The organism is Spirosoma soli (assembly GCF_042684525.1).
GTDB classification, from domain to species: Bacteria; Bacteroidota; Bacteroidia; order Cytophagales; family Spirosomataceae; genus Spirosoma; species Spirosoma soli.
Map to the genome: position 1 here is coordinate 36,294 of NZ_JBHULN010000010.1, position 15,239 is coordinate 51,532.

General features: G+C 44.9%; 10 protein-coding genes and 1 tRNA gene. All 11 read right to left on the reverse strand.

What is annotated here, in order from left to right:
* Entirely contained in the window at positions 1-1,020 is a 1,020-nt protein-coding gene (locus ACFSUS_RS16745) for a COX15/CtaA family protein (protein ID WP_381524528.1), read from the reverse strand.
* Positions 995-2,878, reverse strand: coding sequence for a cytochrome c oxidase subunit I (locus ACFSUS_RS16750; RefSeq protein WP_381524530.1), 1,884 nt, complete (start codon positions 2,876-2,878; stop codon positions 995-997). The genes ACFSUS_RS16745 and ACFSUS_RS16750 overlap by 26 nt, the downstream gene beginning before the upstream one ends.
* A gap of 27 nt (positions 2,879-2,905) precedes the next feature.
* Positions 2,906-4,027, reverse strand: coding sequence for a cytochrome c oxidase subunit II (locus tag ACFSUS_RS16755; protein WP_381524532.1), 1,122 nt, complete (start codon positions 4,025-4,027; stop codon positions 2,906-2,908).
* Between the two features lie 19 nt (positions 4,028-4,046).
* Positions 4,047-5,357 carry a quinol:cytochrome C oxidoreductase gene (locus ACFSUS_RS16760; protein ID WP_381524534.1) on the reverse strand — a complete coding sequence of 437 codons (1,311 nt, stop codon included), beginning with the start codon at positions 5,355-5,357 and terminating at the stop codon, positions 4,047-4,049.
* 118 nt (positions 5,358-5,475) lie between these two features.
* Positions 5,476-6,081 carry a c-type cytochrome gene (locus ACFSUS_RS16765; RefSeq protein WP_381524536.1) on the reverse strand — a complete coding sequence of 202 codons (606 nt, stop codon included), beginning with the start codon at positions 6,079-6,081 and terminating at the stop codon, positions 5,476-5,478.
* Between the two features lie 14 nt (positions 6,082-6,095).
* The gene (locus tag ACFSUS_RS16770; RefSeq protein ID WP_381524538.1) at positions 6,096-6,629 is read right to left on the reverse strand and encodes a DUF3341 domain-containing protein; all 534 of its coding nucleotides are present in this window, start codon (positions 6,627-6,629) and stop codon (positions 6,096-6,098) included.
* Between the two features lie 110 nt (positions 6,630-6,739).
* The gene (nrfD, locus tag ACFSUS_RS16775; protein WP_381524540.1) at positions 6,740-8,170 is read right to left on the reverse strand and encodes an NrfD/PsrC family molybdoenzyme membrane anchor subunit; all 1,431 of its coding nucleotides are present in this window, start codon (positions 8,168-8,170) and stop codon (positions 6,740-6,742) included.
* A gap of 104 nt (positions 8,171-8,274) precedes the next feature.
* The gene (locus tag ACFSUS_RS16780; protein ID WP_381524541.1) at positions 8,275-11,385 is read right to left on the reverse strand and encodes a TAT-variant-translocated molybdopterin oxidoreductase; all 3,111 of its coding nucleotides are present in this window, start codon (positions 11,383-11,385) and stop codon (positions 8,275-8,277) included.
* Between the two features lie 38 nt (positions 11,386-11,423).
* Positions 11,424-12,773: a c-type cytochrome gene (locus ACFSUS_RS16785; RefSeq protein ID WP_381524543.1), complete on the reverse strand. Its 1,350-nt coding sequence runs from the start codon at positions 12,771-12,773 to the stop codon at positions 11,424-11,426.
* A 247-nt stretch (positions 12,774-13,020) separates the two neighbouring features.
* A tRNA-Cys gene (locus tag ACFSUS_RS16790) sits at positions 13,021-13,091 on the reverse strand.
* Positions 13,092-13,236: 145 nt separating this feature from the next.
* Positions 13,237-15,021 carry a 30S ribosomal protein S1 gene (gene rpsA / locus ACFSUS_RS16795; RefSeq protein ID WP_381524545.1) on the reverse strand — a complete coding sequence of 595 codons (1,785 nt, stop codon included), beginning with the start codon at positions 15,019-15,021 and terminating at the stop codon, positions 13,237-13,239.
* Between the last annotated feature and the right edge of the window lie 218 nt (positions 15,022-15,239).

Here is a 15,239-nt window from a genome sequence, read left to right on the forward strand (position 1 = left end):
CTAAACGTTCAGTAAACGTGACTCTTCAAGAGCCTGGTTAGATCCCATAAGTTTAGGTTGCTGTATAACCCAAACGGCAAATTGCAATCCGATCATCACTACGGCTAATAGTAGATGAATAGGCTGGGCAATAGCTGGCACTCCAAAATAAGCCATCACTGCACCTGTTATAATTTCAGCAATTGTAACCGCTACAATCATTTTGGCTAGGGTATTTATCAACCCCTTAACCCCCAATTTATACAATCGATAGGATATGACAACCTGAACAAACAGCACAACCAGTGAATAAGATCGGTGTATGTAGAATCGCCAATCTATATTGTCAATCCAACTGTTACGTTGGCTTTGCCCTAATCGTTTCACAACTTCATCAAGAGCATCGCGAACTTGGGTACCCAAAAGTACTTGGCTTAATGAAATGAACAGTGCAGTTAGCAACAGCCCATTTATTCGAGCAGTTTTAAGTTGACCCGATGCCGATTCAAGTTGAAAGGAATAAGAGCGAATTAGAACAAAAATTAAAGAGAAGACCACAAGGACAGCCAGCAATAGATGAAGAGTTATCATGTATTGTGCTAACTCTGTAGCAACTACACGAGAACCTAACCAACCGTTCAGGCCTATAAGCAAGAAGGCAGCAAAGCTACCTAGAAACACAGCCTTATCTTTCTTTAGATAAGAGATTGATGCTACGACTGTAGCTAACACAAAAAAACCAGATAGTACTCCCAGAAGCCGGTTTACATACTCTATCCATGTTTTCACTGCGTTGAACTCTACTTCGCCTTTCAACTTTGCACCATAAATTTCCTGATAATTCAATGGTAGCTGAGAAGCTTCTGTAGGCGGTATCCAACGACCAAAACACTTAGGCCAGTCTGGACAGCCCATTCCGGAGCCTGTACCTCTGACAATACCTCCTGCTAATATTAGCAAGTATATAACAATTACTGTCAGAAGAGCCAAGCTCCGGAAACGCTGTTCATTCTTATTAATGAGGTTGCTTGAATTGATCATTCAGGTTTTGTGCCTCGATCTCTTTTTCCAAACCAATCAACTCATTCTCATGCGGAAGATTTGATTCTGGGGTTTGAGAGTATGGCACGTTTTGAGGGATGAAGTCATCCTTTGCGCCAGGCTTGCTGTAATCATAAGGCCAGCGATATACGGCTGGTATCTCACCAGGCCAGTTTCCGTGACCAGGGGAAATTGGAGTTGTCCACTCCAATGTGTTTGACTTCCAAGGATTTTGGGGAGCTCTCTTTCCTCTGAACATGCTGTAAACAAAGTTCCAGATGAATATCCACTGAGCCGTAAAAGTGAAAATAGCAGCAAGGCTAATGAAGCTATTCATATCTGCGAAGATGTTCTTCGTGAAGTCATAGCTTGTAAAGGCATAATACCGACGTGGGAACCCCGCAATACCAATGTAGTGCATTGGGAAGAACACAAGGTAAATACCAATAAACGTCAGCCAGAAGTGAATGTATCCAAGCTTTTCATTCATCATCCGCCCAAACATCTTTGGGAACCAGTGATAAACACCTGCTAAGAGTCCGAATGCAGATGCAGCACCCATCACTAAGTGAAAGTGAGCTACAACGAAATAAGTATCGTGCAGTTGAATATCTAAAGCAGAGTTACCCAAGATCAGACCTGTCAAACCACCAGATATGAAGAATGATACAAGACCAATCGAAAATAACATAGCTGGGGTAAAGCGGATGTTACCTCTCCAAAGAGTCGTGATGTAGTTGAAAGCTTTTACGGCCGATGGAACAGCAATAATCAGCGTCAGGAACATGAAGATCGACCCTAGGAATGGGTTCATACCTGTGACGAACATATGGTGTGCCCATACAATAAATGCCAGGAACGCAATACCCATCATAGAAGCAATCATGGCACGATAACCAAAGATTGGCTTTCTAGCATTTGTTGCAATAATTTCTGAAGTCATACCCAGGGCTGGTAATAATACAATATATACCTCTGGGTGACCTAAAAACCAGAACAAGTGCTGAAACAATATTGGACTACCGCCAACATTTGGCAGCGCTTCCCCTTTTACATAAATTTCAGATAAGTAAAAGCTTGTACCGAAGCTACGGTCAAAGATTAGCAACAAAGCGGCTGATAACAATACAGGGAAAGAGATCAAGCCTAACACCGCCGTTAAGAAAAAGGCCCATATCGTTAGTGGAAGCTTGCTGAACGACATTCCACGCGTGCGCAGGTTGATTACAGTAGTAATGTAATTAATACCACCTAGCAACTGCGACACAATAAACAAGGCCATGCTACTCAACCAAAGGGTCATACCCATCTCTGAGCCAGGGTGAGCCTGTGGTAACGCGCTCAATGGCGGATATACTACCCAACCTCCGGCTGCGGGACCTGTCTCAATGAATAAAGAGACGAACATCACAACACTGGCTACAAAGAAAAACCAGTATGACAACATGTTCAAAAAGCCTGAAGCCATGTCCCGAGCACCTACTTGCAACGGGATCAAGAAATTAGAGAACGTTCCACTTAAACCAGCCGTAAGCACAAAAAATACCATTATTGTGCCGTGCATGGTAACAAGCGCCAAATAGAAGTCTTTATCTAACTTACCACTCTCGTCGATCCAACTACCTAAAATGGGTCGTAAGAAGTCCATCTTCATATCAGGAAAGCCCAACTGAAGTCGGAACATGACGGACAAACTAATGCCAATAACTGACCAGATAATACCTGAAATCAAATATTGTTTAGCAATAGTTTTGTGGTCCTCGGAAAAGATGTATTTGCGCCAAAAACTTTGCGGCTCGTGGTGTTCATGCTCAGCGTGATGAGCCACGGTTGCCTGATTAGCTACTACAGTCGCCATAGTACTTGGTTTGTTGTAAAGTTAGAATTAACGAATAGTGGCACTTACTGCCGATACACCACCATTTTGTTGAGTTGAAGCTGTTGAACTATCTGCTGGTGCAGCAGTACCCTCGGCCGGCAAATACTTAGCAGCTTTAGCTTTAAGATTTTCCGGGATGCGAGCAGCCAAGTCAGGTGTTGATGATAGCAATGGCTTTTGCTCCTTACACCATGCCTGCCACGATGCTTCATCTTCAACTACTAAACGTATGCGCATTGAAAAATGACCACGGCCACAAACTTCAGTACAAGCAATCTCATATCCGAAGTCTTGATTCCCCGTCATATTTCGCATTTCATCCGTTGTCTTATCGGCTATAAACCAGAAACGGGTTGGCATGCCTGGCACAGCGTCCATTTTTACTCGCATGTGCGGAATAAACACGCTATGCAGTACGTCTCGAGCGCGTATCTTTAACAATACAGGCTTATTAACTGGGATATGCAGCTCAGTAGTAGATACAAAGTCATCGAATGAAGCTTCATCGGTGTAATCGATACCCGTTTCATTATTGTTATCGATGAGTTTGTAATTATAAGCTCCGAGTTTGTTGTTATCAACACCGGGATAACGAACAATCCAGTTGAACTGCTTACCAACGATTTCAAATACTTGTGCATCAGCTGGAGCTTCTGACATAATATCACGCCAAGCTCGCCATCCTGTAAACACAAGCAGAGCCATTACCACAGCTGGGATAACCGTCCAGATAAGTTCAAGTTTGTGGTTCTCGGGGTAATATGCGGCTTTACGGCCAGCTTTGTACTGATAACGCCAAGCGAAGATGAATAACAGCGCGTTCGTAATGAAGAATGCAGCCGTTATAATGCCCATCGAAAGCCAGAACAAAGAATCCGTTCGACGGCCATGTGGCGACGATGCTTCTGGTAAAAAGAATTCGGACGCATAGTAGAATGACCACACAACGCCGATAATACCTACGACAAAGAAAACCATAAACAACGCGCCATTAATGCGGTTGCTCAATCCTATACGACCCTCTTCGACCGGCCCGTTTGCATTTTTCACAACGGCGGCCATCCGAGATACGACTAAAGCAGCCAGTCCTAAGAATATTACCGACAACAAAGCCACTATATAAACCATGATGTAAACGGGTTATTGATTAAATATCGTGGTGCAACGTTTCCTCAAGCATTGGATGATTCTTTGGAATCAGATTTGCCTTTGTTAGCTGAGAGGAAATTGACCACATAAATCCGCACGCGAAAATCAATATCATACCAAATTCAATAGGGCCGAAACCTGCATGTTCACCGACTGTTCCTGGCATGATATTAACGTAGAAGTCGAAGTAATGACCAATGATGATACCCCATGCTGCCAACTTCAAAAAGATGTATGTTCTCTTGGCATCCCTTGTCATGAGAACAAGAAATGGAAAGACAAAGTTTAGGAAGATGTTAATGAAAAATGGCGCTTTGTAAATACCACCGTAACCACTGAAACGCTCTCTATAATAGATAGTTTCTTCTGGAAGGTTAGCATAATAAATCAGCATAAACTGGGCAAACCATACGTAAGTCCAGAAGATACTAAAGGCAAACATGAACTTGCCCAGGTCATGCAGGTGGTTTTCATTAACGATTTGCAAATAACCTCGCTCTTTTAACGTAACAACGGTTAGCGTGATTATGGCCAAGCCCGTTACGTGCCAACTAGCTAGTGTGTACCAGCCAAACATAGTGCTGAACCAGTGTGTATCAATTGACATCACAAAATCCCAGGCTGATGTTGACGATGTAACTGCAAATACTACTAAGAAAGCTGTACCAAATTTTATACTTTTTTCGTAGTACTCAGTTCCTCCATGAAGATCTTCCTGTAGTGAGAAATTTCGTAACATACGCCACAGTATGTACCAGAGTGTAAAGTATAGTACTACCCTGATTAGATAAAATGGCGTATTAAGGAATCCCTGTTTACCGGCAATGATTGGATCGTAATCAGTACTAGTTTTGTCGTATAACCCTGGATTTGTCCAATGAAATAGGTCGTGACCAGCTAAAAAGAATACGGCGAGTACAACTATGCCCATGTAAGGTAGGTAAGCAGGTAGTGCTTCAGGAATACGCTTGAAGGCCGATGACCATCCTGCCTGAGCTAGATAATTGTACGATATAAAGAACATTCCAATTACAGATGCTCCTGTAAAGTAGATTGCGTTTAGCCATACGTTAGCCCACAATCGATTGGTCCATTTATAGGCGTGATGTCCGCCATCGTGGCCTTCACTGGCGCCGGTACCCTGGACAACCTCGTGTGTTTCGTGACTGCCGACACCCGACGCCAACAGAAACGCGCCGATTGCTACCAGCGCGACTCCGGCTCCAATGCCAATGATGAGTCGGCGTTTGGATTCCGCAGTAAATTCAAATTGTTCGTCTAAGGACGGAATTGCGTGAGCCGATGCCATTCTTGTTTATTTGTCAATTACAAAATTTATCTACTTCTTCCTTTTTGATAAATCAAGCAGCTAGTATGACTTAAATAGATAATGCACTAACTGCTTGCTTACGGTTCAAGGGAAGAAATTAACCCTGCTGCAACTTATGAACGTACTGTACTATTTTCCAGCGCTCTTCAGGAGTCATCTGTGAGCCGTGAGGCCACATCCGACCTTTACCATGTGTTATAACATGGAATATATGTCCGTCATTCATGGTCTTATAAGCGTCGGCCGAATAGCTGGGTACACCTTTGTATTCTTTACCAACTAAGCCATCACCTTTACCACCTTCGCCGTGGCAATGAATACAATAGCGACCATACAGAACCTTACCCTCTTCTAATGACTTATCAGTTTGAGGAATTGGGTTAGTTAATACACGCTCAGCTAGCCCGATGCTATCTTTAGGAATATTATAGACCATGATGTCTGTCACGGTACTATCGCCGGTACCAAACGTTGTGTGATAGTTTGGCCGAGATACAGTACCACGGGCCGGATCACGCATGTTTAAACCGTAAGGATTAACAGTGTTAGCTCTTATTTGCTTATAAGGCTCATAAGGAACTGGATCGTACATCTGTGGCGCAAATTCGACGCCGGTATCGTTGTGATCATCTTGGCAGGATGTTCCTACGAAAAATACTCCAACGATAGCTAGCAGTACTACGCCTGTATGTTTAGTTATCATTCTCATTTCGCGCGTTAGAACTGCTTTACGTTAACTTCAGCAGCCCCTGAATTCTTTAATATTTGTTCAATGTCACCTTCAGCAAGATTGTTCTTACTCATGTCGATAGCCATTGCAAACTTATTGTCAGTCGTACGTAAGTCGTACATCAAAGGCTTAACAGTTGGTCCCAGCCCATTCGATACCAGAAATGTTCCAACCATTCCTAACGCACAGAACAGTACAGTCAGCTCAAAAATGACAGGAACATAAATAACCGGAGAGTAAGAATCTTTACCACCTACGATCATTGGCCAGTCGAAGCTTTCTGTATAAGCAGTTAGTAATAATGCCGTTGTTGTACCGGATAGGCCAAACAAAAAGGCCGCAATCCCTAATCGAGTACGTGGATGGCCAAGTGCAACATCCAACCCGTGAATTGGAAACGGGGTATAAACTTCATGAATTCGAACACCCGCTTTTTTTACATCTTTAACGGCTTTCAGTACTACGTCGTCATCATCATAGATGCCGACTAAGAATTTACCGCTACCATTTACGTCTGACATGATCGGTATTATTATTTGAAGTTGGTAGTTTGGCGCTTGTAGTTTTTCTTACTGTTACTAGAGTAACACCGCTTAAACTACAAACGCCAAACCGCTCCGGATAACCCGGCTTATTCTACGTCTTTGTTAAATGTTGGATTTGCAACACGCTCTCCTTTTGCAACGCCTGATACAGATACAGGAAGTTTCTCAGATGATGACTTGATGATCGCTTTCACCTCAGCCATGTTCACTACTGGTAAAAACTTGGAGAACAACAAGAACAACGTGAAGAACAAACCAAACGAGAAAATATAGTCGCTTATATCAAATAGAGTTGGGTGGAACATTGCCCAGCTCGATGGCAGGTAGTCACGGTGTAATGATGTAACAATAATTACGAACCGCTCAAACCACATACCGATGTTAACAACAACCGATAATGTGAACGTCCATACAATGCTACGACGGATTGTACGTGACCAGAAGAGCTGTGGAGAGATAACGTTACAAGTCATCATAGCCCAGTAAGCCCACCAGTAAGGACCGGTTGCCCGGTTGATAAACGCATAGCTCTCAAACTCTACACCGGAATACCAAGCAATGAAGAACTCTGTCAAGTAAGCTACCCCTACAATTGAACCTGTGAGCGTGATGACTTTATTCATTGACTCAATGTGCTCAATTGTAATGTAATCTTCCAGCTTAAATACTACTCTGATAATCAGCATCAGGTTCTGTACCATAGCAAAGCCGGAGAAGATAGCACCCGCTACGAAATAAGGAGGGAAGATAGTCGTGTGCCAGCCCGGAATTACTGATGTGGCAAAGTCCATACTTACAATCGTATGTACTGATAGTACGAGCGGTGTAGAAAGCCCAGCTAAGATTAAGCTCATGTATTCATAACGAGCCCAAGTCTTTGCAGAACCATTCCAGCCTAAAGAAAACGCACCATATATGTAACGTGATACTTTGCTACGAGCCCGGTCACGAATAGTAGCCAGGTCGGGTAATAAACCCATATACCAAAACACTAACGATACAGTGAAGTAGGTACTGATTGCGAATACGTCCCAGACAAGTGGCGATTTAAAGTTTACCCATAATGAGCCCCATGTGTTAGGCAATGGTAATGCCCAATATGCCAGCCATGGACGACCCATGTGCATTAAAATAAAGCTTGCTGCACATATTACGGCGAAGATGGTCATAGCCTCGGCAGCACGGTTTACAGCGGTCCGCCATTTTTGACGAAACAACAGTAAGATAGCAGAGATCAATGTACCGGCATGGCCAATACCTACCCACCAAACGAAGTTGGTAATGTCCCAGGCCCAGCCAACCGTTTTATTTAAACCCCATACGCCCAGTCCTTCCCACCAGGTCCAGAACACGCAGGCGGTTCCGTAAAGTAGCACAACCACCGAGATAGTGAAAGCAATAGTCCACTCGCGGGTGGGCCGGCCCTCAACCTGTCTGCTGATATCCTCTGTCACGTCGGCATAGGTTTTGCCACCGGTGACGAGGGGAGTTCTTACGGCTGATGTTACATGTGACATATCCTTACTCTATTAATTATTATACGATTGACGTTGTACGTTTTACAATTTGTGATGTAAGATTGTTTACTGCTATCGTACATCGTCTTGCTGTAATTCGTGATTTACACTTGCGATTCCTGACGAGTTTCTTGTTTTGGTTCCTCGTCCTTGTTGCGGATTTTAGTCAGATACGAAATTTGTGGTCTCACATTAATCTCTTCCAACACGTGGAATGCCCGCCCCTTCGTTTCTACCTCTAACAATTTAGAAACAGAGCTTTCAGGATTGTTAAGGTCGCCAAAAACAATAGCGTTAGTTGGGCAAGCTTGCGCACAAGCCGTTTGAATTTCGTCGGGCATTGGCCGACGGCGTTCTTTCTTGGCCGTTAGCTTACCTTCTTGAATCCGCTGCACACAGAACGAACACTTTTCAATGACACCCCGTGAACGGACCGTTACATCAGGGTTGAGCACCATCTTACCAAGATCATTATTGAAATGGTAATCAAAGTTGTCATTATCGAAGTACTTAAACCAGTTAAACCGTCTAACTTTATAAGGGCAGTTGTTGGCGCAATAACGTGTACCAATACAGCGGTTGTAAGTCATCTGGTTCAACCCTTCTGTGCTGTGAGTAGTAGCCAATACTGGGCAAACGGTCTCACAAGGTGCATTACTGCAATGCTGGCAAAGCATTGGCTGAAACGTTACTTCGGGATTAGACGATGCAACTTCCAGTTCCTTGAAATCTTCTGGTTCAGCATCACTGCTATAATAGCGGTCAATACGTATCCAGTGCATCTCACGCCGGTTAATGACTTCCTGGCGCCCCACTACCTGAATATTGTTCTCAGACTGACAACCGATGACACACGCATTACAACCAATGCAAGAATTCAGGTCAATGACCATTCCCCAGGAATGATTTGGCTTGCCATAGCCATGCCACAATGTGATGTTAGCAGACTCCGTTGGCCCTTCCGACGTCTCAACTTTCGGCGTGTAGCGCCCAGCCATGGGATTCTTTTGGTAGTCGGCTAACTTAGTCTCCTGAACTACCGCCCGACGCCCCATTATAGTATCATGTGTTTGCGTCTGAGCAATCTCACGTGTACCACCAGCTTTCTCAACCTTTGCATTTACAGCTGAGTAAGCTACGTATCCATTAACGAGCGAAGCAAAAGGGAACGCATTTTTACCAACACCATTTGCTGATTTACCGGCTTTCTCACGGCCGTAACCAAGTGCTACAGAAACCGTGTTATCAGCTTGGCCTGGTTGTACCAGCACTGGCAGCTCCATTGATTTGCCCCCCACAGAGACTGTCACTAAGTCATTGTGAGCAAGTCCCATCTCATTAGCTGTCTTCTGCGAAATAGCAGCATAGTTATCCCAGCAAGCCTTAGAAACAGGATCTGGCATCTCTTGCAACCAAGGATTGTTAGCCATTGAACCTGTGCCAATACTCACCTTTTCGTACAAAGCCAATTCCATACCTGTTGTTGGCTTGTATCGTTGGGTAATGCCTAGGGCTGCCTGAGCAATATTTCCGGCGAAGGATGCGCTACCTGCTGTAGTTGCTTGTCCTTTATTAGGCTCGAATACGCCATCATTTAGACACTTAATCCAAAAAGCATCAAATGAATCGAACCCGGTTACTTGCGGATAGTATGTAGTGCGCCAGAAGTTTTTCAGGTACGTCTGATAATCGTTCGGCTGACCTGCCCATGTAAGCAAACTCGATTGAAACTGGCGAGTTTTGAAAATATGCGTAATAGCTGGCTGCATCAGGCTATAATGCCCTTGCTTAGGCTCAGCATCGCCCCAGCACTCCAGATAGTGAGGAGCTGGCGTAATGTATTTCACTAACGACGCTGTTTCATCTGATCGCTCAGAAAAAGAAACAGACAATGGTATCTTGGGAAGAGCTTCAGCCAATTCAGCACCACGTGGGTGGTCGTATACTGGATTGGCACCAAAGAACATAACAGCGCCTATGCGGCCAGCCTTTGCTTCGTCGATGAAAGCATTCATCTGCTGGTCATTGCCTTGGCGGTAGTTTACTGGCGTATCGAGATCAATCGTTGTCCCGTAGCTACCTAATAAGTTGTTCAAGGCGTTAACAATGACCTGAACATTAGGATCATTAGAGCCTGATACTACCAGCGCACGTCCGCGAGAACGAGCCAAATCAGTTGCTGCTTTATCTAAGTACTGAACGTTAATCGATGATGAGCCCGCGGGCGTACCGCCTAGTTTCTGCGCAACTTTGTTGTAAAGCGCCAAAGCAACTAACCCTTCTTGAGAAGGCTTGTAGGTTCCACGATAATCAGCGTTAGCACCAGTCGTAGAAAAACCAGTCTCAAATTGGTAATGCCGCGACATCGTCTTTTTACCGCCACCAATAGCACCAACCTTACGGGTCATTGCGTAGGGTCTAGCGTACTCCAGTGGAGCAATCCAGGTCCCAAGGAAATCAGCTCCTAAGCTAACTATCGTTTGAGCCTTGCTAAAATCGTATGATGGGATTACTGCTTTACCAAAGGAAGCCTGATTGGCTTGCACGATGCCAAACGAAGAGTTTGCATCGTACATGATGTGGCGAGTCGTCGGGTATTTAGCTACAAAATCAGCAACAACTGCTTTTGTAGCTGGACTTAAAATTGTAGACGTTACAAGACGAATAGCCCCGCCCCGAGATGAAACAGAGCTTAATTGATTCTGTATCTCCCGGTCAGCAGTTGCCCAATCAATCACTGTTTCACCGCGTCGTGGGCCGTTTAGCTTGTCAATGTCATACAGTGACAAAACAGAGGCCTGAACGCGAGGGAAAGTACCTCCTTTTGAAATGCTTGACAGCGGGTTACCTTCTATCTTAATAGGTCGGCCTTCACGAGTTTCCACTAATACAGCAGCGTAATCGCCACCGTCAACGTAAGTAGACGCGTAGAAATCCGAGATTGATGGATAAGTACGCTCTGGTTTATTAATATACGGAATTGCTTTCCGGACAGGCGTTTCGCAGGCCGCCAACGACACAGCTGCCATGCCAAAGCCCATTACTTTTAAGAAATCACGGCGTTGGGTGTTCGAGCCGCCGAGCAGACCATCCAGATCAGACGACGATTCATTTGGCTCAGGATTAGCAAACTCACTAGTAGCGTTTTTGACAAACGACGCGTCGTTTCGCAGCTCCTCAACCCCTTTCCAATACCGTTTGGTTGTATTTTCCATGCGTGTTGTATGCGGTATAATAACCTTGGTTCGGTGGATTAATAGTGACACTTAGAGCACTCTAAGCCGCCGATATTTGCCACTTTAAGCGGCTCCTTACTTTCTTTACGGTGAAGAGCGACGAGTTTATCGTAGTAAGCGTTGTCTTTAGTATTTACTTCTGTCTTACGGTGACAGTCAATACACCAACCCATCGTCAAAGAAGAACGATGCTCTACTACCTCCATTTTCTCAATCTCACCATGACAAGTTTGGCACTGAACATTACCAACATTTACGTGTTGAGCATGATTGAAATAAGCAAAATCTGGTAGGTTGTGTACACGTACCCACTCAATAGGGCGGTTCTGCTCAATAGCTGCGTAAATCTTCTGAATCTCCGGCGACTCTTTCTTAATAACGCCGTGGCAATTCATGCAGATGTTAGCGGATGGGATAGTAGCCGACTTTCCCTTGTTTACACCCACGTGGCAGTAGTTACAATCAATCTTGTACTGACCTGCGTGAAGCTTGTGTGAATAAGCAATTGGTTGCTTAGGAGCATATCCCTGCTGAATACCAACGCTATACAGTCCGTCAAGAGACTCCTTGGTTGCAATGAAAATAAACAACCAAATGACAATTGAGCGTAACGTTGAATTATTGAAAGCACTCGACAGTCCCTCTTTCAAACGTTGGCTTAGCGGAGCGGGCGTTTGCGTACTGTCAGTAACTGCTACAGGTGTTACAGCACGTGACAGGATCGTTACAATGACTAATAGAACGCCTAGTACCAGCAGCATAACTACCAGCAAAGCGACCAATACAAACGTGAACAGTTCGGAAGGGCCAGATATTGATGATCCAGAACCGTTCTGGTCTCCACCTGCACCACCGCCACCGCGAGCTTGCTGAGCGCCATCACCACCAACAGTTGCTTGAGCAGGTGCACTAGCCTGATCAATGTAAGCTAAGATTCCATCAATGTCAGCATTCGTTAAATTTGGAAAGCTGGACATCTGAATCCGCTGGTACTTATTGAACACTTGATTGGCATACGGATCACCAGTGGCAATTACGGCCGACGAATTGCGAATCCATTTATAAAGCCACTCCTTACCTGGCGTTCTCTGCTGAACACCTTTCAAACCTGGACCAACAACCACTTCTTCTGTAACTGCGTGGCACTGTGCACAGTTATTTGTGAACAGGGCCTTCCCTTTTTCGGCGTCACCTCCACCAGATGGTGCTGGTGTAGCTGCGGCAGGTCCACCGCCGGCAGCCGCGACCGAATCCTGCGCCTTCACTTGACCACTGTTCACTAACAGCGTCAGTGACAGGACCATGACCCCGCAAAGCTTGGATAAGCGACTCATTTTATGTACTATATTTATTGAGTTGATCAACATAATCACCAGTGACTATTCATTGGCCCACAAAAGTACGACACGATTGCTGGATAGGCAAAAATTGAGGTTTAGTTATTTTTAGCACTCAATTTTATTTATATCGGTTCTAAGTAGTGGCTCATGTATAGCCCTGTTTTTCCCTGATAACGATTTGTTTAAGCCTATGTTCAGCAAAAAAATTGCCATCTATATAAACCCAATCGGATTTATATAGATGGCAATTTTTGAGCTAGTGTATTTACAGAAGAGGTTCCGAGCGGATTCGAACCGCTGTACGAGGTTTTGCAGACCTCTGCCTAGCCACTCGGCCACGGAACCTTATTGCCCTTTATATATGACGAGTCATATATTCGGGAGTGCAAACATACAATTTTATCTATTATTTGAAAAACACTCTTATAAAAAATGCCCCTCAGTCTTTACACCAAGGGGCATTTTTACAAGGTACTATAATCTAATTAGCTTAGTTACGACCTTCCATTTGCTCTTTCAGAGCAGCTAGGGCATCCAGATCACCAAGCGTTGCACCGCGTTCAGGCTGGTTCGATTGAGCTGGCTTCGGTGCAGCAGCTTTAGGCTGCTTCGCTTCTTTAGCTGGCTCGTTCTTCTCCTGCCATGTTTTGGTATGCGACAACATAATGCGCTTTTCTTCTTTCGAGAACTCGGTTACCTTGAAGTCTAATGTTTCGCCTGCTTCCGCAAAGCTACCGTCTTCTTTTGCCAGGTTCTTGAGCGAAGAGAATCCCTCGATACCATAAGGCAGTTCGAGCGTAGCCATTTTGTCGTTTTTGCTCAGGATGGTGCAACGGTGAATTGTACCAACCGCAAAGACGGTCTCGAAGGTATCCCACGGGTTCTCTTCGAGCTGCTTGTGACCCAGAGCCAGACGACGGTTATCAACGTCAAGTTCCAGTACAATCACTTCAAGCTCTTCACCAACTTTGATGAAGTCTGATGGGTGTTTTACCTTTTTCGTCCAAGACAAATCTGATACGTGTACCAGACCGTCGATGCCTTCTTCCAGCTCAAGGAATAAACCGAAGTTGGTCAAATTGCGCACTACACCCTTGTGACGGGTGCCAATAGCATACTTGGTAGCCAATTCTGGACGAGTCCATGGATCTTCAGCCAGTTGCTTAATGCCAAGAGACATCTTACGGTCGTTACGATCTAGTGTCAGCACTTGTGCTTCTACTTCGTCGCCAACTTTCAGGAATTCTTGTGGGTTACGCAGGTGCTGTGACCACGACATTTCAGAAACGTGAATCAAGCCTTCAACGCCAGGCATGATTTCAAGGAATGCACCGTAGTCTGCCACGTTTACAATCTTGCCTTTCACTTTAGAGCCAACCTGGATATCGTCAGCAAGAGCATCCCATGGATGAGCCTGCAGCTGCTTCATGCCTAACGAGATACGCTTCTTGTCTTCGTCGAAGTCAAGTACGACCACGTTAACCTTCTGGTCGAGATGCAGTACTTCGGATGGATGGCTGATACGGCCCCACGAAATATCCGTGATGTGCAGCAGACCATCTACACCGCCAAGATCGATGAATACACCGAAGTTGGTCATGTTTTTGATTACACCTTCCAGTACCTGACCTTTTTCGAGATTGTTCAGGATTTGAGCGCGTTGTGCTTCGAGGTCCTTCTCAATCAGTACTTTGTGCGATACAACTACGTTATCGTTAGCATAGTTGATCTTAACAACCTTAACTTCCATCTTCTTGCCGACAAAAATGTCGAAATCACGAATCGGCTTCACGTCGATTTGTGAACCAGGCAAGAATGCTTCAATACTGAAAATATCAACGATCAGACCACCTTTCGTCCGACGTTTCACGAAGCCATCGATAACGAGGTCTTCGTCCAACGCGCGCTGAATTTTCTGCCAAGCGGTGATCACCTTCGCCTTTTTGCGAGACAACACCAACTGACCGTTCGGGTCTTCCTGATTTTCTACGTAAACTTCAATTTCATCACCCATCTTCAGGTCCGGCATATCCCGGAATTCGGAAGCTGGAACCAACCCGTCCGACTTGAAGCCAATGTTGAGCAGCACCTCACGGTCTGTAATCCCAACGACGGTTCCCATCACTACTTCTTTCTCCTTAACTTCCGACAGGGTGTTGTCGTACAGTTCCAACATCCGGTTGCGTTCTGCATCCGAATAGCCACTTCCGAATCCTTTGTTGTCTGCCCGGTCCCAATCAAATGCCGGCAGTTCGCGTTGCTGCGTTTTGCTCATAAAAAATGTTTTCCTGACCCACTCGGTACATCAGCCCGTGGGTCAATGGCGGGCTGACTTTTGGTTTGTAAAAAGTTGTCCTCAAAAAAGGACTGCAAAGATAGCAATTGCTATTGGAAAAAAGTTTCTTGTTAGGCAAAAGTCTTTGACATTGAGTACAAAAGGAGAAGGGAGTACAGGAGAAAGAATACCATAGTGGCTCCTTCTTCTGTACTCCC